General features: G+C 71.0%; 27 protein-coding genes. 9 read left to right on the top strand and 18 right to left on the bottom strand.

Translation table 11 applies throughout. The features are described 5' to 3' along the window. The first annotated feature begins 88 nt into the window (after nucleotides 1-88). The gene (locus ACFWHU_RS20645; RefSeq protein ID WP_387226173.1) at nucleotides 89-619 is read left to right on the top strand and encodes a gamma carbonic anhydrase family protein; all 531 of its coding nucleotides are present in this window, start codon (nucleotides 89-91) and stop codon (nucleotides 617-619) included. Between the two features lie 16 nt (nucleotides 620-635). Here the strand turns inward: ACFWHU_RS20645 and ACFWHU_RS20640 are convergent, their stop codons facing one another. Both ACFWHU_RS20640 and ACFWHU_RS20635 read right to left on the bottom strand, forming a co-directional pair. Further along, the gene (locus tag ACFWHU_RS20640) at nucleotides 636-1310 is read right to left on the bottom strand and encodes a DedA family protein (protein ID WP_385802983.1); all 675 of its coding nucleotides are present in this window, start codon (nucleotides 1308-1310) and stop codon (nucleotides 636-638) included. 133 nt (nucleotides 1311-1443) lie between these two features. Continuing rightward, nucleotides 1444-1881 (bottom strand): DUF4442 domain-containing protein, encoded by a 438-nt coding sequence (locus tag ACFWHU_RS20635; RefSeq protein WP_385804723.1) that lies wholly within the window; start codon nucleotides 1879-1881, stop codon nucleotides 1444-1446. A 108-nt stretch (nucleotides 1882-1989) separates the two neighbouring features. Here ACFWHU_RS20635 and ACFWHU_RS20630 point away from each other — a divergent pair, with 108 nt between their 5' ends. Next, nucleotides 1990-3048 carry a hypothetical protein gene (locus ACFWHU_RS20630; RefSeq protein WP_387226171.1) on the top strand — a complete coding sequence of 353 codons (1059 nt, stop codon included), beginning with the start codon at nucleotides 1990-1992 and terminating at the stop codon, nucleotides 3046-3048. Between the two features lie 51 nt (nucleotides 3049-3099). Here ACFWHU_RS20630 and ACFWHU_RS20625 read toward each other — a convergent pair whose 3' ends face one another. From ACFWHU_RS20625 to ACFWHU_RS20610, 4 genes are all read right to left on the bottom strand, one after another. Then, nucleotides 3100-3945, bottom strand: a complete 846-nt coding sequence (locus ACFWHU_RS20625) for a spermidine synthase (protein WP_387226169.1) — start codon at nucleotides 3943-3945, stop codon at nucleotides 3100-3102. A gap of 88 nt (nucleotides 3946-4033) precedes the next feature. Then, nucleotides 4034-5212 carry an elongation factor Tu gene (gene tuf, locus ACFWHU_RS20620; protein WP_385804717.1) on the bottom strand — a complete coding sequence of 393 codons (1179 nt, stop codon included), beginning with the start codon at nucleotides 5210-5212 and terminating at the stop codon, nucleotides 4034-4036. 98 nt (nucleotides 5213-5310) lie between these two features. Beyond that, nucleotides 5311-5448 (bottom strand): hypothetical protein, encoded by a 138-nt coding sequence (locus tag ACFWHU_RS20615; RefSeq protein WP_385804715.1) that lies wholly within the window; start codon nucleotides 5446-5448, stop codon nucleotides 5311-5313. A gap of 103 nt (nucleotides 5449-5551) precedes the next feature. Then, a complete protein-coding gene (locus ACFWHU_RS20610) occupies nucleotides 5552-6250 on the bottom strand; it encodes a DNA alkylation repair protein (protein WP_387226166.1) in 699 nt (232 codons plus the stop codon). 139 nt (nucleotides 6251-6389) lie between these two features. Here ACFWHU_RS20610 and ACFWHU_RS20605 point away from each other — a divergent pair, with 139 nt between their 5' ends. Beyond that, a complete protein-coding gene (locus tag ACFWHU_RS20605) occupies nucleotides 6390-7133 on the top strand; it encodes a TVP38/TMEM64 family protein (RefSeq protein WP_385804711.1) in 744 nt (247 codons plus the stop codon). Nucleotides 7134-7162: 29 nt separating this feature from the next. Here the strand turns inward: ACFWHU_RS20605 and ACFWHU_RS20600 are convergent, their stop codons facing one another. Genes ACFWHU_RS20600 through ACFWHU_RS20585 form a run of 4 tightly spaced genes read right to left on the bottom strand, consistent with a single transcriptional unit; the run spans nucleotide 7163 to nucleotide 13314 of the window. Continuing rightward, on the bottom strand, nucleotides 7163-8230 hold the full coding sequence (locus tag ACFWHU_RS20600) for an enoyl-CoA hydratase/isomerase family protein (protein ID WP_387226164.1): 1068 nt from the start codon (nucleotides 8228-8230) through the stop codon (nucleotides 7163-7165). Beyond that, a complete protein-coding gene (gene meaB / locus ACFWHU_RS20595) occupies nucleotides 8227-9231 on the bottom strand; it encodes a methylmalonyl Co-A mutase-associated GTPase MeaB (protein ID WP_385804707.1) in 1005 nt (334 codons plus the stop codon). Before meaB ends, ACFWHU_RS20600 begins: the two co-directional genes overlap by 4 nt. A 4-nt stretch (nucleotides 9232-9235) precedes the next feature. Continuing rightward, nucleotides 9236-11437 carry a methylmalonyl-CoA mutase gene (gene scpA, locus ACFWHU_RS20590; protein ID WP_387226162.1) on the bottom strand — a complete coding sequence of 734 codons (2202 nt, stop codon included), beginning with the start codon at nucleotides 11435-11437 and terminating at the stop codon, nucleotides 9236-9238. Then, entirely contained in the window at nucleotides 11434-13314 is a 1881-nt protein-coding gene (locus tag ACFWHU_RS20585; protein ID WP_387226160.1) for a methylmalonyl-CoA mutase family protein, read from the bottom strand. The genes scpA and ACFWHU_RS20585 overlap by 4 nt, the downstream gene beginning before the upstream one ends. A gap of 450 nt (nucleotides 13315-13764) precedes the next feature. On the opposite strand from ACFWHU_RS20585, the gene ACFWHU_RS20580 reads away from it, so the two are divergent. The 4 genes from ACFWHU_RS20580 (at nucleotide 13765) to lnt (ending at nucleotide 17413) form a co-directional block, all read left to right on the top strand. Next, on the top strand, nucleotides 13765-14637 hold the full coding sequence (locus ACFWHU_RS20580) for an undecaprenyl-diphosphate phosphatase (protein ID WP_385804701.1): 873 nt from the start codon (nucleotides 13765-13767) through the stop codon (nucleotides 14635-14637). Between the two features lie 194 nt (nucleotides 14638-14831). Continuing rightward, nucleotides 14832-15002, top strand: a complete 171-nt coding sequence (locus ACFWHU_RS20575; RefSeq protein ID WP_023543147.1) for a hypothetical protein — start codon at nucleotides 14832-14834, stop codon at nucleotides 15000-15002. 191 nt (nucleotides 15003-15193) lie between these two features. Continuing rightward, nucleotides 15194-15652 carry a nuclear transport factor 2 family protein gene (locus ACFWHU_RS20570; RefSeq protein ID WP_387226157.1) on the top strand — a complete coding sequence of 153 codons (459 nt, stop codon included), beginning with the start codon at nucleotides 15194-15196 and terminating at the stop codon, nucleotides 15650-15652. 144 nt (nucleotides 15653-15796) lie between these two features. Beyond that, on the top strand, nucleotides 15797-17413 hold the full coding sequence (gene lnt / locus ACFWHU_RS20565; protein WP_387226155.1) for an apolipoprotein N-acyltransferase: 1617 nt from the start codon (nucleotides 15797-15799) through the stop codon (nucleotides 17411-17413). Here lnt and ACFWHU_RS20560 read toward each other — a convergent pair. Beyond that, nucleotides 17358-18263, bottom strand: a complete 906-nt coding sequence (locus tag ACFWHU_RS20560; RefSeq protein ID WP_387226153.1) for a Gfo/Idh/MocA family protein — start codon at nucleotides 18261-18263, stop codon at nucleotides 17358-17360. The two genes, lnt and ACFWHU_RS20560, sit on opposite strands and share 56 nt — an antisense overlap. Nucleotides 18264-18453: 190 nt before the next feature. Here ACFWHU_RS20560 and ACFWHU_RS20555 point away from each other — a divergent pair, with 190 nt between their 5' ends. Further along, nucleotides 18454-18897 (top strand): hypothetical protein, encoded by a 444-nt coding sequence (locus ACFWHU_RS20555; RefSeq protein WP_387226151.1) that lies wholly within the window; start codon nucleotides 18454-18456, stop codon nucleotides 18895-18897. A 24-nt stretch (nucleotides 18898-18921) separates the two neighbouring features. Here the strand turns inward: ACFWHU_RS20555 and ACFWHU_RS20550 are convergent, their stop codons facing one another. The 7 genes from ACFWHU_RS20550 to ACFWHU_RS20520 form a co-directional block, all read right to left on the bottom strand. Continuing rightward, a complete protein-coding gene (locus ACFWHU_RS20550; RefSeq protein WP_385803211.1) occupies nucleotides 18922-19380 on the bottom strand; it encodes a hypothetical protein in 459 nt (152 codons plus the stop codon). 155 nt (nucleotides 19381-19535) lie between these two features. Further along, nucleotides 19536-20219 carry a uracil-DNA glycosylase gene (locus ACFWHU_RS20545; protein WP_385803209.1) on the bottom strand — a complete coding sequence of 228 codons (684 nt, stop codon included), beginning with the start codon at nucleotides 20217-20219 and terminating at the stop codon, nucleotides 19536-19538. A gap of 78 nt (nucleotides 20220-20297) precedes the next feature. Then, entirely contained in the window at nucleotides 20298-21878 is a 1581-nt protein-coding gene (locus ACFWHU_RS20540; protein ID WP_385803207.1) for an ABC transporter substrate-binding protein, read from the bottom strand. Nucleotides 21879-21985: 107 nt separating this feature from the next. Further along, nucleotides 21986-22762, bottom strand: coding sequence for an SDR family oxidoreductase (locus ACFWHU_RS20535; protein ID WP_387226148.1), 777 nt, complete (start codon nucleotides 22760-22762; stop codon nucleotides 21986-21988). Nucleotides 22763-22779: 17 nt separating this feature from the next. Further along, complete coding sequence (fabG, locus tag ACFWHU_RS20530) at nucleotides 22780-23541, bottom strand: 3-oxoacyl-ACP reductase FabG (RefSeq protein WP_383844485.1); 762 nt, start codon at nucleotides 23539-23541, stop codon at nucleotides 22780-22782. Between the two features lie 173 nt (nucleotides 23542-23714). Then, nucleotides 23715-24098, bottom strand: coding sequence for a DUF3037 domain-containing protein (locus ACFWHU_RS20525; protein WP_385803203.1), 384 nt, complete (start codon nucleotides 24096-24098; stop codon nucleotides 23715-23717). Further along, a complete protein-coding gene (locus tag ACFWHU_RS20520; RefSeq protein ID WP_387226146.1) occupies nucleotides 24095-24946 on the bottom strand; it encodes a HipA family kinase in 852 nt (283 codons plus the stop codon). The genes ACFWHU_RS20525 and ACFWHU_RS20520 overlap by 4 nt, the downstream gene beginning before the upstream one ends. 188 nt (nucleotides 24947-25134) lie before the next feature. On the opposite strand from ACFWHU_RS20520, the gene ACFWHU_RS20515 reads away from it, so the two are divergent. Continuing rightward, a complete protein-coding gene (locus ACFWHU_RS20515; RefSeq protein WP_385803199.1) occupies nucleotides 25135-26070 on the top strand; it encodes an SDR family oxidoreductase in 936 nt (311 codons plus the stop codon). Nucleotides 26071-26084: the final 14 nt, after the last annotated feature.

The following is a 26084-nucleotide window of genomic DNA, read 5'->3' as shown; positions in this document are numbered from 1 at the left end:
TCGCTTACGGTTCCGGTGGACGTACGGACACGCGAGGGCACGCACGGGGCACAGACGGACGCGCCGGGCGGCAGGCGGAGGAGACGGCATGGCAGAGCGGGCATTGATCGCGGGTGTGGGCGGACAGGAGCCCGTGATCGATCCGACGGCGTTCGTGGCGCCGACGGCGGTGGTGATCGGCGAGGTCGCCCTGGCCGCCGGTTCGAGCGTCTGGTACCACACGGTGCTGCGTGCCGACGGGGGTCCGATCGCCATCGGCGCCGACAGCAACATCCAGGACAACTGCACCATCCATGTCGATCCGGGCTCCCCCGTCACGATCGGCGAGCGGGTCTCGGTGGGTCACAACGCGGTGCTGCACGGCTGCACAGTCGAGGACGACGTGCTGGTCGGCATGGGCGCCACCGTACTCAACGGGGCGCACATCGGGGCCGGCTCACTCGTCGCGGCCCAGGCGCTGGTGCCGCAGGGGATGCGCGTACCGGCGGGTTCGCTGGTCGCCGGGGTGCCCGCCAAGGTGAGGCGGGAGCTGACCGAGGAGGAGCGCGAGGGCATCAAGCTCAACGCGGCGGTCTATCTGGAGCTGGCGAACCGGCATCGGGCCGTGCACGAGGAGTGAGAGCGGGCGGCCGCCGTCAGTCGGTGGCGGGTACGGGCTCCGGGTCGAGCGGGCCCGCCGCGCCCTCGGCGGAGGTCCCGGCCTGCGCGGACGCCTTCTTCGCGCGGTTCTTGATGACGAGCATCGACGTGAGGCCGATCAGTACGGCGAGGACGAGGCCCAGCCAGGAGAAGCGCTTCAGCCATGCCTCGGCGACGATGCCCAGCGAGTAGATGACGGCGGTCGTGCCCCCGGCCCAGACGATTCCGCCCAGGACGTTGGCGATGAGGAACTTCCAGTAGGGCATTCGCAGCACGCCGGCGAGCGGCCCGGCGAAGATCCGCAGCAGTGCGACGAAGCGGCCGAAGAAGACCGCCCACATGCCCCACTTCTGGAACGACCGCTCGGCCATGGCGATCTGTGCCTCGCCGAAGTGGTTCGGGAACTTCCCGCCGAGCCGGGCGAGCAGCGGTCTGCCGCCCTTGCGGCCGATGGCGTACCCGATCGAGTCGCCGATGATCGCGCCGGCGGTGGCGCACGCGCCGAGGATGTACGGATCGATGTCGCCGTGCTGCGAGGCCAGCAGGGCCGAGCTGACGAGGACGATCTCGCCCGGCAGCGGGATACCGAGGCTTTCGAGCCCGATCACCACGCCGACCAGGGCATAGACACTGATCGCCGGTACGGTCTCCAGCCACTCCTGGACGTGCAAGACCGATTCCTCCTGTGTCGGATGTGCCGCTGCCCGGCGTGCGCCTTCCAGGCGCACGCCGGGCAGCCTACCTGGGTGGCACACCCTTCGATGACCGGGGCGGACCGCGCCCCGGTCGTCGGCGGCGGCCCGGTCAGGTGTTGAGGCGCAGCGTCCAGATGATGGTCATCTCGCCGGTGACGGCGCCGTCCTCCCGGTTGAAGACGACGGTGACGGGTATTTCCGGGCGCCCGCCCCCGTCGAGTTCGGCGACGACGTCCGCGACCGGGCGGTCCACGGTGGCGGTCGCCGTGACGACGCCCATGGCGAGCTTCTTGTAGCCGATCTCCGCCTTGACGACGAGCGGTACGGCTCGGGTGAGCTGGTCGCCGAAGGCGGCGAGCACGACGGCGCCGCTGACGGTGTCGCCGAGTGTGAACATCGCGCCGGCGTGTGGGCCCCCGACGTGGTTGTGGAAGGCGGCCTGGTCCGGAAGCCGTACGACGGCGCGCTCGGCGGTGGTTTCGAGGAACTCCATGTTGAGAGTCCTCGCCATGGGAACGGTGGCGGCGAGCATCTCGCCGACGGTCATCTGATCGGAGCTCATACGGCGCGATATTACCCGCGAGTAGCCTCAGTTGCCATCCTGCGACAGGGCGGCCGTAGCAGTGCGGGGACGACCCATCTATCGTTACTCGCCATGTGGCCAGGACAGCAGCCGCCCGGGGGCGAGCAAAACCCGCAGGATCCGAATACCAACCCTTACCAGCAGCCGGGGTACCAGCAGCCGAATCCCTATCAGCAGCCGGGATATCAGCAGCCCGGGTATCAGCAGCAGCCCGGCTACCCGCAGCAGCCGGGACAGCAGCCGCCCAACCCGTACCAGCAGCCGACCGTGCCGCAGCAGTACGCGGTGCCGGGGTACGGCGGCGGGCCGGGCGGCCCCGATCCCTCCCAGGACAAGAAGCGCACCAAGACGGTCGCGATCATCGCCGCGTCGGCGGTCGTCGTCGCGGCGGCGGCCACGGGCTTCTTCGTGCTGGGCAACGACGACGAGAGCTCGAACGTCGCCGACGACCCCAAGGCGTCCGCGTCGAAGGAGCCGAAGACGAAGCCGACGCCGGAGGACAACCCGCGCGACGGTTCGGGTGTCGGCGAGCCCACCGTCGCGGGCTGGAAGGTCGTGACCAACCCCAATCACGGGACGCAGTTCGACGTCCCCGCCGACTGGGTGGTCGAGAAGCCCGACGTGTTCTCGGGCTTCGAGGACGTCGAGAAGGGTGACGGCTCGCCCGCCATCACCTTCTCCGCTCCGGCCTTCCTGAAGTCCGCCTGGTGCGAGCAGGACACGGACAAGGACGGCGAGATCGAGGACGTCAGTCTCGGCGGCACCGGCACCAAGGGTGGCAAGGGCGCCAAGGACACGGCGACCGCCGCCAGCAACGAGTCCGGCAGCTGGGTCTGGGCCGCGTACGCGCAGGAGGCGACCGAGGCGCAGCAGCAGAAGGCGATCAAGGTCGAGAAGTCCAAGGCGTACACGACCAAGGCCGGGCTCAAGGGGCACTACTCGACTGCCGCGAGCACGGGCCTGCCCAAGAAGGAGAAGTGCGACACCGACGGCAAGTCGATCGCCTTCACTTTCACCAACGCCAAGGGCGACTTCACGACGTGGGTCCTGTACGGCGCCAGGGGCGTCGACGACGAGATCCCCGACGAGACGCTGATGAAGATCATGAGCACCGTCCGGCTGGCCAAGTAGCCGACCGGACCGGCTGAGCCCCGAGCCCCGCGTGCGCGCCGGCCTCGGGGCTCAGCCGATGCTGAACGCTCCCTCGGGCGGCTCGGGTGATGCCACCGCGTCGGCGTCCCGGACGATCGGGGCGGCTCCGGTGAACCGCCGCAGCGACGCGCCGTGTTCGACGCGGGCCGGAAAGGCGTCGGACGCGGTCCGGCGGGCCAGGGCCGCCGTGTCGATCGGCGCGTGCGAGGCGAGGAGTACGGCGTTGCCGAAGCGGCGACCGCGCAGCACCGACGGCTCGGCGATGAGCGCCAGCTCCTCGAACACCGAGGCGAACGTGGCCAGTTGGGACTTCAGGAAGGTGAAGGGCGCGCCGTCGGCGAGGTTGGCCGCGTAGAGGCCGTCGGCCCGCAGCACCCGTTCGGCGAGGCGCGCGTACTCCACGGACGTCAGATGGGCGGGCACCCGCGAGCCGCCGAAGACGTCACCGATGAGCAGATCCACCGAGCGGGCCGGCGCCGAGGCGAGCCATTCGCGGGCGTCGGCGTCGTGCACGGCGATCCCGGCCCCGTCCGGGAGCGGCAACTCCTCGGCGACCAGGGCGAGCAGCGCCCCGTCGGCGTCGACGACGTCCTGTGTCGAGCCCGGCCGGGTCGCGCTCACATAGCGGGGCAGGGTGAGGGCGCCGCCGCCGAGATGGAGCACGGTGAGCGGGTCGCCCTCGTCGGCGGCGCGATCGACGACGTGTCCGAGGCGCCGGGTGTACTCGAATTCGAGATGGGTCGGCTCGTCCAGGTCGACGTACGACTGGGGCGCGCCGTCGACCGTCAGCAGCCACGCCCGTTCCCGGTCCACGTCCGGCAGCAGCCGGGCGGTGCCGCAGTCGACGGTCCGGATGACGGGGATGGCTTCGCTCACCGTCCCATTGTGCGTGCCGTGCCCGGTGGAGCCGACAGCGCCCGCCTCCCCCGGAGTGGAGGAGACGGGCGCGGCGGCCCGCGGGTGGTCAGATCAGCTCGGTCACCGTGCCCGCGCCGACCGTGCGCCCGCCTTCGCGGATCGCGAAGCCGAGCCCGGACTCCAGCGGCACGTCCCGGCCCAGCTCCACGGTCAGGGAGACCGTGTCACCGGGCCGCGCGACGGCCAGCTCGCCGAGGTCGATGTCACCGACCACGTCGGCCGTGCGGATGTAGAACTGCGGCCGGTACCCCGTCGTCACCGGTGTCGTACGTCCGCCCTCCTTCGCCGACAGGACGTACACCCGCGCGGTGAACCGCCTGCTCGGCACGGTGCTGTCCGGCGCGGCGACCACATCGCCCCGGCGGATCGCGTCGCGTGGCACACCGCGCAGCAGCAGGGCGACGTTGTCGCCCGCCTCGGCGAACTCCATCGGCTTCCCGAAGGTCTCCAGCGAGGTGACCGTACTGAGCTGCGGCCCGGACCCGCCGCCGAGCACCTCGATCCGGTCGCCGACGCGTACCGTGCCGCGCTCGACGGCGCCGGTGACGACCGTGCCGCGCCCGGTGATGGTCAGGACGTTCTCCACCGGGAGCAGGAACGGCGCGTCGGTGTACCTGACGGGGACCGGCACGTACGTGTCGACCGCGTCGAGCAGCGCCTGCACGGCGTCCGTCCAGCGCGGGTCGCCCTCCAGCGCCCGGAGCCCGGAGACCCGGACGACGGGGACGCTCTCCCCGCCGTACCCGTGCGAGCTCAGCAGCTCACGCACTTCCAGCTCGACCAGGTCGGTCAGCTCGTCGTCGCCCGCGTCGGCCTTGTTGAGGGCGACGACGATGTGGTCGACGCCGACCTGTCGGGCGAGCAGTACGTGCTCGGCGGTCTGCGGCATGATCCCGTCGAGCGCGGACACGACGAGGATCGCGCCGTCGAGCTGCGCCGCGCCGGTGACCATGTTCTTGATGTAGTCGGCGTGGCCGGGCATGTCGATGTGCGCGTAGTGGCGGGTGTCCGTCTCGTACTCGACGTGCGCGATGTTGATGGTGATGCCGCGCGCCGCCTCCTCGGGGGCCCGGTCGATCCGGTCGAACGGCACGAACGTGCCGGTCCCGCGCTCGCTGAGGACCTTGGTGATCGCAGCGGTCAGAGTGGTCTTGCCGTGGTCGACATGGCCCATGGTGCCGATGTTGAGGTGCGGCTTGGTGCGCACGTATGCCGTCTTGGGCATGGCTGACGTGTTCCTTCCAGGAACTCGAAGCGTGAAGGGGACCCCCGGGGCCTTGCCGACCCTCCCCCTGTGGGGTCCGCCGGACGATCCGGGAAGGGTCAGCTTCGGGCGCCGTCGAGCGGCGCCGCCGCGGCGGCCTCCGCTGCGGCCGCTTCCGCGTGCGCCGCCAGGAACGCGGCAGCCTTCGGCGCGTCCGCGACTGCGGACGGCGCTGCGTGGAAGGCGTACCGGAACATGTCGTCGATGATGTCCGACCGGCGGCGCGGCGTCGACAGGTTTACGGGCGTACCGCTCTGTGGGCGCTCGCCTTGTAGGCGTTAGGCCTTTCGGGCGTACGGCTCAGAGGTTCTTCAGCGCCTCGCGTACGGAGAGCGGGGAAAGCCGGTCGCGGGCGCCTGCGACGAAGTCCTGGACGGCGGCGGGGTCGGTCTTGGCGTACTCGCGCAGGCACCAGCCGATCGCCTTGCGGATGAAGAAGTCGGGGTGCCCGGACTGCCGGAGGCAGTAGCCGAACAGCCGCTCGGTGTCGGTCGCTTCCTTGTAGGTGAGCTGGTGCAGCAGCGCGGTGCGCGCGATCCACAGGTCGTCGTCCTCGATCCAGTCGTCCATCTCGGCCGCGAGCGCGCGGTCGGCGGTGACGAGTCCGCCGGCGAGATGGACTGCGAGGGCGTCCACGGTGTCCCACCAGGAGACCGTGGAGACGAGATGCCGTACGACCGGGAGGAAGCCGGACGACAGACGGCGGACGTGACGGCGGAGGTAGTCGACCGCGAAGTACTGGTACTCCCGCTCGGGCAGCTCCCAGCAGCGCAGCGCGATCGCCACGCAGTCCCTCTCGTCGGGACGCGGCAGCGAGTCCAGCACCTGCCGTGACAGGGCGCGGCGTTGGGGCGCGGGGATGCCGAGGAAGGGGGCGACGCCCTTGAGATACGCGGCGGACCGCGCCGCCCGTACCGGATCGGCCGCTGTGGCGTAACCGACGACGAGCCGTTCCAGCACGGTGTCGGCGAGAGCGCTGGGGGGCGGTGCGAGGGTCATGACGTGCAGGTTATGCGCCGCCACTGACAATGCGTGGTGGTCCGCGTACGGCCCCGGACGGGCCGGGCGACCGCCCGAGTGGCGGTTGTCTCCCGCCTCTTGATGACAATCACATCTCGTCGTCGGTTAGTCTCCCCGAATGCTCGACCCTGTCGACAGGCCGTCCGCCGGCCTCACGGTCCGCTGTACGAGGGTGCTGCTCTCACCCTGGTCCAGGCTCTCCCTCCTCGTGCTCCTGCTGGTGTGCGCGGGGACCGCGGTGCTGGTCTACGAGCCGCAGAGATTCGTCTCGGCCGGCTGGCCGCAGCTGAGCGGCGGCGCGGCCGTGGTGCTGTTCGCCGCGGCCTACGGGGTGTGCACGGCGGCCTTCGTGCCGCGTCCGCTGCTCAACCTCGCGGCGGGCGCGCTGTTCGGTACGCAGCTCGGGCTCCCGGCGGCGATCGCGGGGACGGTGCTGGGCGCGGGCATCGCCTTCGGCCTCGGCCGCTTCCTCGGTCAGGAGGCGCTGCGTCCGCTGCTGCGGGGCCGCTGGCTGACGGCGGCGGACGGGCAGTTGAGCCGGCACGGGTTCCGCTCGATGATGGCGGTGCGGCTGTTCCCCGGGGTCCCGTTCGTGGCCGCCAACTACTGTGCGGCGGTGTCGAAGATGGGCTGGCTGCCGTTCCTGCTGGCGACGGGCATCGGCTGCATCCCGAACACGGCGGCGTACGTGGTCGCGGGGAGCCAGGCGGGGTCGCCGACGTCGCCCGCGTTCCTGCTGGCGATGGGGTTCATCGTGCTGACGGGGGCGGGCGCGGGCGTGCTGGCCTGGTTCAAGCGCCACCGGTTGCGTCCCGCGAGCCCGGCGCCCGCGGAGGCCAGGGTCCCGGAGCCGGTCGCCTGACCGGCTGCGCCCTCGACCGCCGGGCAGGCTCAGGAGAGCCCGCCCGCCAACCCCAGGTCACCACCCGGCGGCGTCTGCGAGAAGCGCGCCACGTCGCCCGGCGTCACCGCGCCCAGCTCCCCCGGCACCCACCTCGGCGTCCGGTCCTTGTCGATCACCTGCGCCCTGATCCCCTCCACCAGATCCGGCGTCCGCAGCGCCGCGCACGACGCCCGGTACTCCACGTCCAGCACCTCCTCCAGCGTCTCCAGCCGCCTTGCCCCGCGCACGGCGGCCAGCGTCGCCTTCAGCGCGGTCGGTGACTTCGTCAGGATGGTCTCCGCCGTCTGCTTCGCCCCGTGGTGCCCGCTGGCGAAGAGCCGGTCCACGATCTCCTCCACCGAGTCCGCGGCGTAACACGCGTCGATCCACTCGCGGTCGGCCGCCAACTCCCCCTCGGGCGGCGCGGACTCGTGGCGCCGTACGGCCACCGCCACGTCGGTGTCGGCGAGTTGGCGCGCCAGGTCGGGCAGCCGCTCGGAGGGCACGCAGTGGTCGGCGAGTCCGCAGAGGATCGCGTCGGCGGCGCCCACCGCCGTGCCGGTGAGGGCGAGATGCGTACCGAGTTCACCGGGTGCCCGGGAGAGCAGATACGTACCGCCGACATCCGGTACGAGGCCGATCCCGGTCTCGGGCATGGCGACCCGCGAGCGTTCGGTGACGATCCGGACGTCGCCGTGTGCCGAGACGCCCACCCCGCCGCCCATCACGATGCCGTCCATGAAGGCGACGTACGGCATCGGGAAACGTGCGATCCGGGCGTTGAGGCGGTACTCGTCGCGCCAGAACGCGGGCGACTCCGAGCCGCCGGTACGCGCGTCCTCGTAGATCGCCCGGATGTCGCCGCCCGCGCACAGTCCGCGTCCGCCGGCGCCGTCGATGACCACCGTCGTTACGGAGGAGTCGTCCTCCCACGCGGCGAGCGCGGCGTCGACGCGCCGCACCATGGCGTGGGTGAGGGCGTTGAGCGCGCGCGGCCGGTTGAGCGTGAGCCGCCCCACGCGCCCGTCGCGCCGTACGAGAACGGTCTCGTCCTCCGTAGGAATGCGTTCGGTCATCGGTCCTCTCCCCCGGTCGGCAGGTCCAGCGCCTCGACGATCCGCTCGGCGGCCAGCGTCGCCGTCAACGAGCCGTCCCTTACCCGCTGTTCGAGCGCGGGAGCCAGGTGGCGTACGCCCGGATGGTCGCGCAGCCGGTCCAGCAGATGGTCTTTGACCATCGACCAGGTCCAGTCGACCTGCTGGTCGCTGCGCTTGCGCTGGAGGCGCCCGCTGGTGTCGAGGACCTTCCGGTGCTGCTCCAGGCGCTCCCAGACGGTGTCGAGCCCGGTGCCCTCGCGGGCACTGCAACTCAGTACCGGTGGTGTCCACGCGGCGTCGGCGGGGTGCATCAGGCGCAGCGCGCCCGCGAGTTCACGCGCGGCGGAGCGGGCGTCCCGCTCGTGCGGCCCGTCGGCCTTGTTGACGGCGATGAGGTCGGCCAGCTCGAGCACACCCTTCTTGATGCCCTGGAGCTGGTCGCCTGTACGGGCGAGGCTCAGTAGGAGGAAGGAGTCGACCATGTTCGCGACGGCGGTCTCCGACTGGCCGACGCCGACGGTCTCGACGAGGACCACGTCGTAGCCCGCCGCCTCCATGACGATGATCGTCTCGCGGGTGGCCTTGGCGACGCCGCCCAGGGTGCCCGCCGTGGGTGAGGGCCGGACGAAGGCCGCCGGGTCGACCGCCAGGCGTTCCATACGGGTCTTGTCGCCCAGGATGGAGCCGCCGGTCCTGCTGGACGACGGGTCGACGGCGAGGACGGCGACCCGGTGCCCGAGGCCGGTGAGCATCGTGCCGAGTGCGTCGATGAAGGTGGACTTGCCGACGCCGGGCACGCCGCTGATGCCGATCCTGCGCGCCGTGCCGGAGTAGGGCAGCAGCGCGGTCAGGAGCCGCTGGGCGAGTTCCCGGTGGTCGGCCCTGGTGGATTCCACGAGGGTGATGGCGCGCGCGACGGCCGAACGGGAGCCGTCGAGCACCCCTTTGGTGTAGGTGTCGATGTCGATCCGAGGAGCCACCGGCTCACCGCTCGTGGCCGAGAGCGGCGGCCAGGGTGGTGAGCAGGTCCCGCGCGGCGTCGGGGATGACGGTGCCGGGCGGGAAGACGGCCGCAGCGCCCGCGCGGTGCAGCTCGTCGATGTCCCCGGGCGGGATCACCCCGCCGACGACGATCATGATGTCCTCGCGGCCCTCGCGGGCGAGTTCCTCGCGCAGGGCGGGCACGAGCGTGAGGTGTCCGGCGGCCAGCGACGACACCCCGACGATGTGCACGTCGGCCTCGACGGCCTGCCGCGCGACCTCGCCTGGCGTCTGGAACAGCGGGCCGACGTCGACGTCGAATCCCAGGTCGGCGAAGGCGGTGGCGATGACCTTCTGGCCGCGGTCGTGGCCGTCCTGGCCCATCTTGGCGACCAGGATGCGCGGGCGCCGTCCCTCGGCACGCTCGAACTCCTCGACGGCTTCCCGGGTGCTCTCGACCGCCGGTGACGTGCCGGCCTCGTTCCTGTACACACCGGAGATGGTACGGATCTGGCCGGAGTGGCGTCCGTAGACCTTCTCCAGGGCGTCGGAGATCTCGCCGACGGTGGCCTTGGCGCGCGCCGCGTTCACGGCGAGGGCCAGCAGGTTGCCGTCGAGCCCCTGGCTCGATCCCGCCTCTGCCGCGCCGGTGAGGGCGCGCAGCGCGTCCTGGCAGGCGGCCTCGTCGCGCTCGTCGCGCAGCCGGCGCAGCTTGGCGATCTGCTGCGTCCGTACGGAGGAGTTGTCGACCGAGCGGACCTCGATCTGCTCGTCGCTCTCGACCAGGTACTTGTTGACGCCGATGACGGGCTGGCGCCCGGAGTCGATCCTGGCCTGGGTGCGGGCCGCCGCTTCCTCGATCCGGAGCTTGGGGATGCCCTCGGCGATGGCCCGCGCCATGCCGCCTGCCGCCTCGACCTCCTCGATGTGCTGCCAGGCGCGGCGCGCGAGGTCGTACGTCAGCTTCTCGACGTAGGCGCTGCCGCCCCACGGGTCGATGACGCGACAGGTGCCGGACTCCTGCTGGAGCAGGAGTTGGGTGTTGCGTGCGATGCGCGCGGAGAAGTCGGTGGGCAGGGCGAGTGCCTCGTCCAGGGCGTTGGTGTGCAGCGACTGGGTGTGGCCCTGGGTGGCGGCCATCGCCTCGACACAGGTGCGCGGGACGTTGTTGAAGACGTCCTGCGCGGTGAGCGACCAGCCGGAGGTCTGTGAATGGGTGCGCAGCGACAGCGACTTGGCGTTCTTGGGGTCGAACTTCTTGACGAGCCTGGCCCAGAGCAGGCGCGCGGCGCGCAGCTTGGCGATCTCCATGAAGAAGTTCATGCCGATGGCCCAGAAGAAGGAGAGCCGGGGGGCGAACGCGTCGACGTCGAGGCCCACGTCGAGTCCGGCGCGCAGATACTCGACGCCGTCGGCGAGGGTGTAGGCCAGCTCCAGATCGGCCGTCGCACCGGCTTCCTGGATGTGGTAGCCGGAGATGGAGATGGAGTTGTAGCGCGGCATCTTGCGCGAGGTGTACGCGAAGATGTCGGAGATGATCCGCATCGAGGGGGCGGGCGGATAGATGTAGGTGTTGCGGACCATGAACTCTTTGAGGATGTCGTTCTGGATGGTCCCGGCGAGCTTCTCGGGCGGTACGCCCTGCTCCTCGGCCGCGACGATGTACAGGGCGAGTACGGGCAGGACGGCGCCGTTCATGGTCATCGAGACGGTCATCCTGTCGAGCGGGATGCCGTCGAAGAGCTGGCGCATGTCGTAGATGGAGTCGATGGCGACGCCCGCCATGCCGACGTCACCGGTCACACGAGGGTGGTCGCTGTCGTACCCGCGGTGCGTCGGCAGGTCGAAGGCGACGGACAGGCCCTTCTGCCCGGCCGCGAGGTTGCGCCGGTAGAAGGCGTTGGACTCCTCGGCGGTGGAGAATCCGGCGTACTGACGGATCGTCCAGGGCTGGTTGACGTACATCGTCGGGTAGGGGCCGCGCAGATACGGCGCGATGCCGGGGTACGTCCCGAGGAAGTCGAGGCCCGCGAGGTCCTGCGAGGTGTAGAGCGGTTTGACGTCGATGCCCTCGGGGGTGTTCCAGACGAGGTCGGCGTCGCTCCTGCCGGTGCTCTCCTTGACGGCGGTGCGCCACTGGTCCTCGTGCCCGCCCGAGGGCGTGGCGGGACCCAGGTCGATACCGGTGAAGTCGGGGACGGTCATGGCGCCACTCCCATGTGGTCGAGGGCGGAGGTGAGTTGGGCGACGGCGTCCCCGCCCGCGGCGACGAACTCGTCGACTCCCGCGCCGGTGAGACTCTCGCGCAGCTCGCCCGGACGACCCGCGAGATATACGCGGGTGGCACCGGCCGATTTCAGTGCCGCAGCGACTTCCCCGGCTTGTTCGGCGTAGAGCGGATCGCTGGAACAGAGGCAGGCGATGGCGGCGCCGCTGCGTTCGAAGGCGTCGGCGGCGGTGGTCGCGTCGACGGTGACGGGGTCGTGGACCGGTTCGACGCCGCCGGACTGGAAGAGGTTCGACGCGAACGTCACCCGCGCCGTGTGCGCGGCGGCCGGGCCGAGGGCGGCCAGGAAGACGCGTGGGCGGGCGCCGGTCGACGCGAGGTGGGCGTCGGAGCGGGAGCGCAGGGCCTCGAAGGCGTCGTCGCGGCGGACGGTGGGCAGTCCGCCGGTCGCGGCCGGGGGCGGTGCGTCGCGTACGACGGGTGTCTCGGCCAGTTGGGGGAACTCGCTGACGCCGGTGACCGGTTCGCGTCGGCGGGCCAGCTTCTCGGAGCGGGCCGCCCAGGTCGTGGCGAGGCGTTCGGCGACCAGGCCGCTCCGCAGCGCGGCGCGCTGGCCGCCGGCGCGTTCGATCTCCTGGAACCAGGCCCAGGCGGCGTGCGCGAGGTCGTCGGTGAGCCGCTCGACGTACCAGGAACCGCCGGCCGGGTCGATGACGCGGCCGAGGTGGGACTCCTCGATGAGGATGGTCGAGGTGTTGCGGGCGATGCGCCGGGCGAAGGCGTCGGGGAGTCCGAGGCTGTGGTCGAAGGGCAGCACGGTGACGGAGTCGGCGCCGCCGACCCCGGCGGCGAGCGAGGCGACCGTGGTGCGCAGCATGTTCACCCACGGGTCGCGCCGGGTCATCATCACCGACGAGGTGACTGCGTGCTGGCGCTGGGCGGCGCCGGCCGGTCCGGCTCCGCTGACCTCCGCGACGCGGGCCCACAGCCGGCGCGCGGCGCGGAGTTTGGCGATGGTCAGGAACTGGTCGGCGGTGGCGGCGTATCTGAACTCCAGCTGGCCGCAGGCCGCTTCGACGGAGAGCCCCGCCGCGTCGAGGTCGCGCAGCGCGGCGACGCCGGCCGCGAGCGAGCAGCCGAGTTCCTGCGCGGCCGAGCCGCCGGCCTCGTGGTAGGGCAGGGCGTCGACGACGAGGGCGCGCAGTCCGGGGTACTCGCGGTGGCACAGCCCGGCGAGTTCCGCCGCGGCGTCCTGGCGGCCGGGGGTCTCGTCGCCGGTACGGGCGAGGCGGCCGATCGGGTCGGCGCCGAGGGTGCCGCGCGCCTCCCCGCGCGGGACGTCGCGTTCGTCGTACAGGCGCAGCAACTCGGCCGCCGCGTCGGGGAATTCGTCACCCGCGTCGAGCGCGACCGGGGCGAGGTCGAGGTAGACGCCGGCTAGGGCGTCGGCCAGGCCCGAGACGGGTACGCCGTTTCGACCCACCGCCAGCCACAGGGAGGTGGTGCCGTTGGCGAGGTCTTCGAGTACGGCTTCGTTGGTGCGTGCCGGGTCGGTGCGCGCGTGGCGCTGGCGTACGTCCCAGCCGCCGGGCGCGGGGCCCGCGGGGGTGCCGCCGCGGGTGAAGGGCGCGAAGCCGGGCAGGCCGCCGTCGCCGGGATCGTCGGCGGCGGTGTAGAGGGGACGGGTGGTCAGTCCGTCCTCGATCGTTGTCGAGAGTGCGTCCTCGGCGGCGGTGCCGGAGACGTCCCGACCGGATTTCCGGAGTACGCCCTCCACCAGACCCTGCCACTGCTCATGGGTGGGTTCGGGGAACTCGGCTGCCAGCGAAAGCCCGCTGTCGGGCAGGAGCGTCATGCCGAGATGTTAGGGCAGCGCGTTCGACGGTTATCAGGTCGAACCGATGTGACCTTGAACTCCCCTCCATGCACCCCCTACACGCCACCTCGCGCGCCCCCTACGCGCTCCCGAGCCCTCGCGCCGCGCGGAGTGTTCCCGGAGTGTTCCGGGCCTCCTCGGGCCCGTGACCGGGGCCTGGCGCGGCCTCGTAACCCGCAGCGGCTACGCTGCCCCCGTCCGGCGCGCGACCGCTCCTCCCGGGAAAGGGGAGTGGATATCCGTCGCGCCGCCGGCACCGCACCGCCATCCCTTCGAGTACTCCTGCGAGCAGTGATGAGTCCGCGTGAGCACATCCACACCCCGCTCCATATGAACGGCTCCGCACCCCGCCCGTCGGTACACAATCCGCCACCGGCCCGCGTTCGCACCGGCCGGTGCACGATCTTTTCTTGGATGGCGTAGCACCCAATGTCTTGGTTCGAATCACTCATCCTCGGACTCGTCCAGGGGCTGACCGAGTTCCTGCCCATCTCCTCCAGCGCGCATCTGCGGCTGACGGCCGCCTTCGCGGGCTGGCACGACCCGGGTGCGGCGTTCACCGCGATCACCCAGATCGGTACGGAGGCGGCGGTTCTCATCTACTTCCGCAAGGACATCGCCCGCATCGTGTCGGCGTGGTTCCGCTCGCTGACCGACAAGGCGATGCGCTCCGACCACGACGCCAAGATGGGCTGGCTGGTCATCGTCGGCTCGATCCCCATCGGTGTGCTCGGGCTCGTGTTCAAGGACCATATCGAGGGGCCGTTCCGCGATCTGCGGCTGATCGCGACGACGCTGATCGTGATGGGCATCATCCTCGGCATCGCGGACCGGCTGGCGGCACGCGACGAGGCCGGCGGCAAGCACCGCGCCGTCAAGGAGCGCAAGTCGCTCCAGGAACTGGGCGTCAGGGACGGTCTGATCTTCGGCTTCTGCCAGGCCCTGGCGCTGATTCCGGGTGTCTCGCGCTCGGGTGCCACGATCAGCGGCGGCCTGCTGATGGGCTACACCCGTGAGGCGGCGGCGCGTTACTCGTTCCTGCTGGCCGTTCCGGCCGTACTGGCCTCGGGAGCCTTCGAGTTGAGGAACGCGGGCGAGGGACATGTCTCGTGGGGTCCGACGATCTTCGCGACGATCATCGCCTTCGTGGTGGGATACGCCGTGATCGCATGGTTCATGAAGTTCATCACCACGAAGAGCTTCATGCCGTTCGTGATCTACCGGATCCTGCTCGGCATCGTGATCTTCTTCCTCGTCGGTACGGACGCCCTGAGCCCGCACGCGGGCGAATCGGGCGGCTGACCGGCGTCGTTCACGCCCGGTGTGCTCAAGGACACGTTTGCCGCCTGCCCGTTCTCCAACTGCCTTACGGCGCCCGGAACCCTTGGCGCAGCAGGGCTCACAGCTGACGCACCGTGGGGTTGCCCTCTCGGCGTGTGAGCTATGCCGCTCCCGGAACGGCGTGAGAAGGCCACGGCGGCCCGTACCGTTGCCGTATGTCCACAACTTCCTCATCCGCTCCCGCGGCGTCCGGTGCCGTCGCGGCCAACGAGCGCATCCGCGCCCTGGTCGACGCGGCCGACGGCACGTGGCCGGCCGAGGAGTACGAAGTCCTGCTGCTGGAATGGGCGGCGGCCCTGCACGACTCGGTCGACGAGGCCGCTTAGGGGCGTACGCCCAGGGGCGCGTTTCGACAGTCGGACGTCGGGCCCGGCCACGCGGTGACACCGCGTGGCCGGGCCTTTCCCATGGGTCCGGCGCATGAAGAGGCCCTGCGGGTCGGCCCGCCGCTCGACCGGATGATCGACAGACCCGCACGGGCCTTGGCCTGGGGCCCGCGCTGCCCGAGACTGACACGATGACGCAGCGTGTGGATCTCGCGACCGTGATGGACCGACTGGCCATCGACGAGGTGATCAGCGGCTACGCGATGGCCGTCGACGATTCCGACTGGCCCGGCTTCCTTGCCCTGTACACCCCCGACGGGCGGGCAGACCACCGTGCCGCCGGCGGGATCGAGGGATCGGCCGCCGAGGTGGCCGACTGGCTCGCCGGCGTCCTCGGCCGCTTTCCCGTACGCCAGCACCTGATCGGCAACCGCCGGCTGGCCTTCCAGGACGTCGGCGCGTATCCGGGCGACCGCGCCGAGGTGCGGGCCGACTGTCTGACCACGATGTTCCCGGAGTCCGGCGAGACGACCACCGCTCTCAGCCGCTACACCTTCGGCCTCTCCCGTACGGAGGACGGCTGGCGGCTGCACAGCGTCGTGGTGCGGGAGAGGGCGCCGAGCGGCGCCGGTGCCACGGCCCGGCACTGAGACGACGAAGGCTGACGCGCCGGGGGCGCTCTGTCGTCCGGCGCGCTCCCTCCCGCACACTGATCGCAAAGGCACCGCTCACCGGCATCGCCGGCCGGTGCCGCCGATCTGCACCGCTCACGGGCGGGACGAGGGGGGCGCGGCATGCGGGTTCCGGCCGGTCGGCGGGAGAGGTGGGTTCCGGCCGTCGGCCGGGAGACGTGGGTCCGGCGCTCCACGTCGCCGGTGTGGCGCGGCGCCGCCGCCGTGACAGCCGGGGCCCTGCCCGCGCTCGCCTTTCCCGAGCCGGGTCTCTGGTGGCTCGCGTACGGGGCGCTCGTGCCCTGGATGCTGCTGGTGCGTACGGCTCCGACGGGGCGGCGCGCGATCCTGGACGGCTGGCTCGGCGGGCTGGGTTTCATACTGGCCGTCCATCACTGGCTGATGCCGAGCCTGCATGTGTTCATCGTGGTGCTGGCCGCTCTGCTGGGGCTGTTGTGGGCGCCGTGGGGCTGGCTGGTGCGCCTGATGCTCGGCGGGCGTCCGTCGCCCCGGCGTACGGTCGCCGCGCTGGTGGTGGTGCCGTCGGGCTGGCTGATGATCGAGACGGTGCGGTCCTTGGAGGGCCTGGGCGGTCCCTGGGGGCTGCTGGGCGCCAGCCAGTGGGAGGCGGCCCCCGCGCTGCGGCTCGCCTCGGTGGGCGGCGTCTGGCTGGTCAGTCTGCTGGTGGTCGCCGTGAACACCGGGCTGACGGCGCTGCTGGCGGTCGCCACGGCCCGTGCGGTCGTCGCCGTGGGCCTGGTGGCGTGCGCGGTCGGTGTGTCCTGCGCGTGGGTGTGGGCGCCGCGGCCCGAGCGGACGGGGCAGGCGCGCGTCGCGGTCGTCCAGCCGGGAGTCTTCGCCGGTCCCGACGGCGTCGAGCGGCGTTTCGACCGCAGCGAGGAGCTGACCCGCTCGCTGGCCGGACGGGATCTCGATCTCGTCGTATGGGGCGAGAGCAGCGTCGGCGAGGATCTCGGCACCCGGCCCGATCTGGCGGCGCGCGTCGCCGTGCTGTCACGGCTGGTGGGCGCCGAGATCCTGGTCAATGTGGACGCTGCCGGCACGGACAGGGCGGGGCGTACCGGGATTTTCAAGAGTGCCGTACTCGTGGGTCCCAACGGCCTGACGGGTGACCGGTACGACAAGATGCGGCTGGTGCCGTTCGGTGAGTACGTCCCGGCGCGCGCGGCGCTCGGCTGGGCGACATCGGTCGGCAAGGCGGCGGGCGAGGACCGCAGACGCGGCACCCGCCAAGTGGTCATGGTGCTGCCCGGCGAGGGGCGGGGCGGGCCGCGGCTGGGCCCGCTGATCTGCTTCGAGTCGGCGTTCCCCGACATGAGCCGGCAACTGGTCAGGGACGGCGCGCAGTTGCTCGTCGCGCAGTCGTCGACGTCGACGTTCCAGCACAGCTGGGCGCCGGAGCAGCATGCCTCGCTGGCGGCGCTGCGGGCGGCCGAGACGGGCCGCCCCATGGTGCACGCCACCCTCACCGGTGTCAGCGCGGTGTACGGCCCGCGCGGCGAAGAGGCCGGAGCCCGGCTCGGTACGGGAAGCAGCGCGAGCGCCGTGTACGAGCTGCCGCTGACACGCGGCGCCACCGCGTACGTGAAGTACGGCGACTGGCCGCTGTACGGCGCGCTGGCCGTGCTCGCGGTCCTCTGCGCCGCCGAGGGAGCGCGGTCGCTCAGACGGCCTGCGTCCGCGCCGCCTGTACCACCCGTTCACACAACTCGTGCGTAGCGAGCGCGTCCCGCGCGCTGAGCGTCTTCCCGGCGCGTACGGCGTCCAGGAACGCCAGTACGCACTGCTCGATGCCGCGCTGCCGGGCCACCGGCACCCAGTCGCCGCGCCGGCGGACGCTGGGCTGGCCCTTGTGGTCGACGATCTCGGCGAGATGGTGGACGGCCCGCTTGGTGTCCTGTCCGGAGACTTCGAGGATCTCCTCGGTCGAGCCGTTCATCCGGTTCATCATGCCGATGGCGGTGAAGCCGTCGCCGGAGAGCTGGAGCACCACGTGATGGGTGAGGCCCTCACGCGTCCGGGCGCGGACGTCGACGTGCTCGACGGGGCCGGGGAGCAGGAAGCGCAGGGTGTCCACGACATGGATGAAGTCGTCCAGGACCAGGGTGCGCGCGTCCTCGGGCAGGCCGATGCGGTTCTTCTGCATGAGGATCAGCTCGCGCGGGTGTTCCAGGCACTGGGCGTACGCGGGCGCGAAACGCCGGTTGAAGCCGACGGCCAGGCTTGTCCCGCGCTCTTCGGCGAGGGTCACCAGGCGCTCGGAGTCGCCGAGTTCATAGGCGAGCGGCTTGTCGACGAAGGTCGGCACACCGGCGTCCAGGAGCCGGGTGACGATCTCGGCGTGGGCGGAGGTCGGCGCGTGGACGAACGCGGCGTCCAGGCCCTGGGCGAGCAGCGAGTCCAGGTCGGCGTGACGCCGCTCGTCGGGGATGTGGTGGCTCTCGCCGACCCGGGTGAGGGTGGCCGGGGTCCGGGTCTGAAGGTGCAGCTCCGTCCCGGGCAGCGTGGTGAGTACCGGCAGATACGCCTTCTGGGCGATGTCCCCGAGCCCTATGCAGCCGACCTTCACGTGGGTCTCCCTGTTGCCTCGCCGCGGTCCTGTCTCACGCGCCGGAGCGCTTCTGTGCAGCATACGGGCGTTGCGGGGGCCGCCGTCGGCGACGCCCGCGGCAACACCTGGGGGCGCGGCGTCACCCGTGCGGGTCATGCCCGGCCGTTACGGCATCCACACGCCGCCGCGCCCCGCCAGAGTTGGCCGGGTGACGCGGCGAACGAGAACGACAGCGGTGCTCCTGCTCGGTGTGGCCGTCGCCGGGGTCTCGGGGTGTGTGGCGGTGGAGCCCGGGGCCGGGGCGAACGCGGGCGCGGGCGTCGGGACCGTACGCGCGGCTCCGCCGCGAAGCCCGGCCGGGCCGCGGATCGCGCAGCCACCCGCCCGTGAGGTCCTGGAGGCCGCGGCCCCGCCCGTCCGCACGCCTGCGAAGCGGCGGGCCGTGGCGGACGCCGTACCACCGCCGCGCGAGCCGGCCAAGCGGCCCGTGCGTCCGCCCGCATCGCGCCCCGCGCCCCCTCTGGTGGCTCCGCCGAAGGTGCCGGACGTGCCGGACACGGGCGCCGGGCTGTGCGCGCTCGGCGGCCGGTACGGGGGCTGGGCGCCGGGCAGCCCTCAGAGCCACGTCTGCGAGGCGATGTACGGCGGCTGATCGCCCCGGACGCCGGTTCCCGCCCTACTCGTCCAGCAGCTCCTGCTCGAGGCGCCCGATCGCGGTCCGTACGCCGTCGTTCCCGTGCCCGTCGTCCCCGAGGGCGTTCACGGCCGCGCGTGCCCGGGAGAGGTGGAGGCGCGCCGCGTCGGGGCGCTGGAGTTTCACGTAGTCGGCGGCCAGGTTGAGGTGGAGCGAGGGATAGAACGCCCGTACCGCCGGCGAGGCGCGCGCCGTGGCCGGTCCCTCCGCGGCGGTCAGCGCGCGCAGGTCCCAGGCCAGTTCGTCGCCGGGGTCGTCCTGGGTGTCCGCCATGTAATGCGCGAGCGTGCAGCGGTGGAGCGCGTCGCCGGACTCGCCGATCTCGGTCCACAGCGCGCCGAACCGATTGCGCGCCTCTTCGCGGTCACCGCCGTGCAGCAGCATGACCGCCTGCCCGATCCTGGTCAGGACGCCGTCCTCCGACACTTCGCGCTGCCCCATCGCCGCCGCCTCCCGCGCCCGTCCGGTCGATCCCGTCCGCTCGACGCTAGCCGCAGGGACGGGCAATCCCGTACAGGCTCACCCGCCCGGCGCGGACCGCCGGGCGGGCGCCCGCACGAGCCGCGCCGCGCGCGGCGGACGCGGCGGGGACCAGGTCAGCCCAGGTCGGGGATGCGCCAGTCGATCGCCTTGTGGCCCTGCGCCGCGATCGCCTCGTCGATCTGCGTGAACGGGCGCGAGCCGAAGAACTTCTTCGCCGACAGCGGCGACGGGTGCGCGCCCTTCACCACCACGTGCCGGCTCTCGTCGATCAGCGGCAGCTTCTTCTGCGCGTAGGCACCCCAGAGCACGAAGACCGCCGGATCCGGGCGGGCGTCGACCGCGCGGATCACCGCGTCCGTCACCTGCTCCCAGCCCTTGCCCTTGTGCGAGTTGGCCTCGCCGGCCCGGACCGTGAGTACGGCGTTGAGCAGGAGCACGCCCTGCTCGGCCCACGGCATCAGATATCCGTTGTCCGGCACCGGGTGGCCGAGCTCCTCCTTCATCTCCTTGTAGATGTTCCGCAAGGAGGGAGGCGTGCGCACACCGGGCCGCACCGAGAAGCAGAGACCGTGGCCCTGGCCCTCGCCGTGGTACGGATCCTGGCCGAGGACCAGGACCTTCACCTGGTCGTAAGGCGTGGCGTCCAGCGCGGCGAACACCTCGTCGCGCGGGGGGTAGACCGGCCCCTTCGACCGCTCTTCCTCGACGAACTCGGTGAGCTCCTTGAAGTAGGGCTTCTGCAGTTCCCCGCCGAGGACGCCGCGCCAGGATTCGGGCAGCATGTCGGTGTCGGTCACGTCAACAACCTCCGGTAAGCGATCAGTTGGTCCACCGCTGAACCTACCGCTGACCACTGACAATCGCGGCTGCCGCGACTACCAGCTGGCCTTGCGGCTGAACTCCCACAGCTGCATGACCGTCTGCGGGTCGAGCGCCCGCTCGCCGCCGCTGATCTCCTCCGAGGCCGCGACGTAGAGCTTGCCCTGCCACAGCGGCAGCAGCCGCACATCGTCGACGAAGATCTCCTGGGCGCGCTCGAACTGCTCGATGACCGCGCCCCGGTCGCTCTCGCGCCGCGACTGCGGCAGCAGCTCCGTGGTGATCTCGGGGCTCTCGTACGGAGTGCTGAGCGCGTTGTTCTTACCGACGAAGGGAGCCACGAAGTTGTCCGGGTCCGGGAAGTCGGGGAACCAGCCACGGCCGAAGACCGGGTACTCGCCCTTCTGGAAGCCCGCCTGGAAGTCTTTCCACGGCTTGCTCTTCAGCGTGATCTTGAAGAGGCCCGACGCTTCGAGCTGGCGCTTGAGCTCCGCGAACTCGGCCACCGTGCCGGAGCCGTAACGGTCGGTCGTGAACCAGAACGTCAGCGGCACGGGCGTGTCGATGCCGGCGTCCTCGAGGATCGTGCGCGCCTTGTCGACGTCCGGGTCGCCGTACTTGTCGAAGAAGCTCGTGGCGTGCCCCGAGATGCCCTTGGGGACCATGGAGTACAGCGGCTCGGCCGTGCCCTGGTAGACCTTGGCCACCAGCGCGTCTCGGTCGACCACCTGGGCCACCGCCTGCCGTACGGGCAGCTTGGCCGCCGACTCGTCCTTGGGGTTGAACACCAGGTAACGGATGTCGGCGCCGACGGTCTCGACCAGCTGAAGGTGGTCGTTCTCTTCCTTCTTCTGTTCGAGTTCGACGACTTCCTCCGAGGTAAGACCTCGGTAGATGACGTCGATCTCCTTCTTCTTGAGGGCTCCGAACATTTTGTCGGAGTCCTGGAAGTACTGGATCGTGACGGCCTTGTTCTTACGGTCGGCGAAGCCCTTGTAGCTGGCGTTCTGCGCCAGTTCGGCGTTGCTGCCGGACGTGTACGACTCAAGTGTGTAGGGGCCGGAACCGGTCAGCTTGCCGTCTTCGCGGAGCTTGTCGGCCGGGTACTCCGCCGGGTCGACGATGGACATCGCGGGGGCGGCGAGGACGAACGGGAACGTGGCGTCCGGCTTGTTCAGATTGAACGTGACGGTCAGCTCGCCGTCGGAGGTGACACCGTCGAGGGACGCGAGGAGTCCGTTGGGACCACCGTTCACGTTGATCTTCACGATGCGGTCGAAGGAGTGCTTGACGGCGTCGGCGTCGAGCTCGTGGCCGTTCGAGAACGTCAGCCCCTCGCGGAGCGTGCAGCGGTAGACCTTGTTGGTCGAGTCCGTGAATTTGCAGTTGTCGGCGGCGTCGGGCTGTGGGGTCGTGCTGCCGGTGGGGAACGCGACCAGGGTCTGGAAGACGTTCCTGTACAGCTCCCACGAGTTGTCCCACGCGGCGGCCGGGTCGAGCGTGCTCGGCTCACTGGTGGTGCCGACCGTGATCTTCTGATCCCCTCCGGCGCTGTCCGACGAAAACAGGCCACACCCGGCAAGCAGGGATATGGACGCGAGGGCTGCAGCCGCCTGCAGACTGGTCCGGTTGAACACGTGCACGCTCCTTGTTCAGCCACGAGTCGGCCGACCATACCGCAGCGCCCCATCGGTTCAATATGCAGGTCCGATGGGGCACTTGAAGCATTTACCGACAAAACGTGTCAGTGCACACCAGCATTGAGGAAAATTCCGCCGTCGACGGCCAGCGTCTGGCCGGTGATCCAGTCCGACTGGTCGGAGGTGAGGAAGGCCGCGGCGCCGCCGACGTCCTCCGGAACACCGAGGCGCCCCAGGGGATAGGACGCCGCGGCCTCCGCCTCCCGGCCCTCGTAGATCGCCTGCGCGAACCTGGTCTTGATCACGGCGGGAGCGATCGCGTTGACCCGCACGCCCGGCGCGAACTCGTGGGCGAGCTGGAGGGTCAGATTGACCATCGCCGCCTTGCTCATCCCGTACGCCCCGATGAACGGCGAGGCCGACACCCCGGCGATCGACGCGATGTTCACGATCGCACCGCCGTGGTCCTTCTGCCAGGCGCGCCAGGTCAGCTGGGCGAAGCCGAGGGCCGAGATGACGTTGGTCTCGTAGACCTTGCGTGCCACGCCCAGATCCAGATCGGCCATGGGGCCGAAGACGGGATTCGTCCCCGCGTTGTTCACCAGATAGTCGACGCGGCCGAACTCCTCCATGGTGCGGTCGACCGCGGCGGCCTGGTGGGCCTCGTCGTGGGCCTTGCCGGGAAAGCCGATCACCCGGTCCGCGCCCAGCCGCTCCACGGCCTCCTTGAGGGCGTCCTCGCCCCGTCCGGTGATGCACACCCGGTCGCCGCGGGCGACGAGCGCCTCGGCGATGCCGTATCCGATGCCGCGGCTGGCGCCCGTGATCAGTGCGACCTTGCCGCTGTCGGGCCGGCCGGTGTCCTTCGGCTGCTGCGTCATGTCCGTCACTCTCCGGTTCAGTTGAGGGGTCCGCCGGCGACGTACAGCACCTGGCCGGAGACGAATCCGGCGTTCTCGCCCGTGAAGAAGGCGATCGCGTTCGCGATGTCGTCGGGGACGCCGACCCGCTGGACCGGGATCTGGGTGGCGGCGGCCGCCTGGAACTCCTCGAAGCCCATGCCGACACGGGCGGCGGTCTGGGCGGTCATGTCGGTGACGATGAAGCCGGGGGCCACGGCGTTGGCCGTGACGCCGAACTTGCCGAGCTCCTTGGCCAGGGTCTTGGTGAAGCCCTGGAGTCCGGCCTTGACCGCGGCGTAGTTGGCCTGGCCGCGGTTTCCGAGCGCCGAGCTGGACGACAGGTTGACGATCCGGCCGAACGAGGCGTCCACCATGTGCCGCTGACAGGCCCGTGCCATCAGGAACGCGCCCTTGAGGTGCACGTTCATGACCGTGTCCCAGTCGGACTCGCTCATCTTGAAGAGGAGGTTGTCGCGGAGCACACCCGCGTTGTTGACGAGGACGGTGGGCGCGCCGAGTTCGGCGGCGACGCGCTCGACGGCGGCCTCCACCTGGGCGGCGTCGGAGACGTCGCAGCCGACGGCCAGGGCCTTGCCGCCCGCGGCGGTGATCGTGCCGACGGTCTCCGCGCAGGCCGCCTCGTCCAGGTCGAGTACGGCGACGGCCCGGCCCTCGGCCGCCAGACGTACCGCGCTCGCGGCGCCAATGCCCCGCGCCGCCCCGGTCACTACGGCGACGCGCTGCTCGGTGGTGGACATGCTGATTCTCCTCGCCCTTGGATCGCGGCGCCGGCACGACTGCTGAGCGACCGCTTAGTATTCAGCTGCCGTGACGCTAGAAGCCCTGACACCCGGTGTCAACGGCCCACGGGGCGGCCGAACGTATGTCACACCGTGAACGTCCGCCCGCGGACGTTCACCGCCCCCGGCACCTACCGCACCAGCAGGTCGAGCAGCCGCTCGACCTCGGCCGCCGGGTCGAGCGTCAGCCCCGTGTGTACGGGACCGGGCTGGACGACCGTCGAGCGAGGCGCGATCAGCCAGCGGAACCGCCTGCCCGCGTCGTCGCGCGCCGCCTGTCCGGCGGGGTCGCCGCCCGCGCAGACGCCCTCGACGGCGCGCAGCGCGGCCCGTACCCCCGCCACATCGGCGTCCGGCGCCAGCGCCTCGAGCCGTGACTCGTCCAGGTGCGTACGGGCGGCCACGAACGACCTGGCGCGGCAGTAGACCAGCACGCCCGCGTTGATGAACTCACCGCGCTCGACCCTCGGCACCACACGCAGCGGCGCGTACTCGAACACATCGCGTCGGTTCATCGGCCCTCGCCTCCGCTCTTCTTCGTGGGATGCGGCCAGGGGGTCGGATGATCGGTCAGCCAGCCGGGGGCCTGTGAGGGGCGCTCCTTGACCGGCGTGTCGAACGTGAGGCGTTCGTGGATGGTCGCGGCGCGCGGCAGCAGGGCGGCCACGTAGGCGCGGCGCAGCGCGTCGGTGGAGTCGAACCCGGGCTCGTCCACGAGCCATTCGTCCGGCACGTCGGCGGCGACCTCGGTCAGCAGTTCCTCGGTGACCAGCGGCGCGAGTTCCTCGGCGGCCGAGGCGATGTCGGGGCGGAACGGTGCGAGGACGTGGTCGGAGGCGTCGTACGGCTTGGCCGCCGAAGCCTGGGCGCCCGGCCAGTTGTGCTGCCAGATCATGGTGGCGCCGTGGTCGATGAGCCACAGATCCCCGTGCCAGACGAGCATGTTGGGGTTGCGCCAGGACCGGTCGACGTTGTTGATGAGCGCGTCGAACCACACGATCCGGCCGGCCTCGGCGGGACCCACCTCGTAGGCGAGCGGGTCGAAGCCCAGCGATCCGGGCAGGAAGTCCATTCCGAGGTTCAGCCCGCCGCTCGCCTTCAGCAGCTCCTGCACCTCCTGGTCGGGCTCCCCGAGACCGATGACGGGGTCGAGCTGCATGGTGACCAGCTCCGGCACCCGCAGGCCGAGCCGCCGCCCCAACTGCCCGCAGATGACCTCCGCGACGAGCGTCTTGCGGCCCTGACCCGCGCCGGTGAATTTCATGACGTACGTACCGAGATCGTCGGCCTCGACGATGCCGGGGAGCGAGCCGCCCTCACGCAAGGGCGTGACGTAGCGGGTCGCGATGACTTCGGTCAGCATCTCGCCAGGTTATCCGGCTCGGCCCGCCGGAAATCCAGGTGGTGACCCGGTGGCCCGGTCTTTGGTCGCGCCCGCGCAGAACGCCGGGAAGTACGACACAAGGTGTCTGGTTTGGGGGCGATCATGGTGTCACCGGTCGGCGTCGATGACTGACGTGGGCCAGGCCAGGCAGATAGATAAGGAACGCAATGACACTCATGCCCGACACATCGGCACCAGACCTGGGCGGAAAGATCGCGCTGGTCGCGGGCGCGACGCGGGGAGCCGGGCGCGCCATCGCCGTCCAGCTCGGCGCGGCGGGTGCGACGGTCTACGTCACCGGCCGCACCACTCGGGAACGGCGCTCGGAGTACAACCGGTCCGAGACGATCGAGGACACCGCTGACCTGGTCACCGCGGCGGGCGGGACCGGCATCGCGGTGCCGACCGACCACTTGGTGCCCGAGCAGGTCCGTGCGCTGGCCGAGCGCATCGACGCCGAGCAGGGACGGCTCGATGTGCTGGTCAACGATGTCTGGGGCGGTGAGCGGCTGTTCGAGTTCGACAAGCCGGTGTGGGAACACGACCTCGACAACGGACTGCGGCTGATGCGGCTGGGCGTGGAGACCCACGCGATCACCAGCCACTTCGTGTTGCCGCTGCTCGTGCGCCGGCCGGGCGGGCTCGTGATCGAGATGACCGACGGGACGTCCGCGTACAACGGAACGCGCTACCGCAACTCGTACTTCTACGACCTGGTCAAGAACAGCGTGCTGCGCATGGCGTTCGTGCTCGCACACGAGCTGAAGTCGCACGGCGGGACGGCGGTGGCGCTCAGCCCCGGCTGGATGCGTTCGGAGATGATGCTCGAGACGCTCGGCGTCACCGAGGACACCTGGCGCGACGCGCTGACCGAGGTGCCGCACTTCTGCATCTCGGAGAGTACGGCTTACGTAGGACGCGCGGTCGCCGCGCTGGCGGGCGACGCCGACATCGCGCGCCGGAACGGCCAGTCGGTGTCCAGCGGGCAACTCGCACAGGAATACGGCTTCACCGATCTCGACGGTTCGCGCCCCGACTGCTGGCGTTATCTGGTCGAGGTCGAGGAGACCGGCAAGCCGGCGGACGCCACCGGATACCGCTGACGGGCACCGCTCAC

The organism is Streptomyces sp. NPDC060366 (genome assembly GCF_042725135.1).
Lineage (GTDB): Bacteria > Actinomycetota > Actinomycetes > Streptomycetales > Streptomycetaceae > Streptomyces.
Note: the sequence above shows the minus strand (reverse complement) of the source record. Positions and strands in the feature narration are given on the sequence as shown.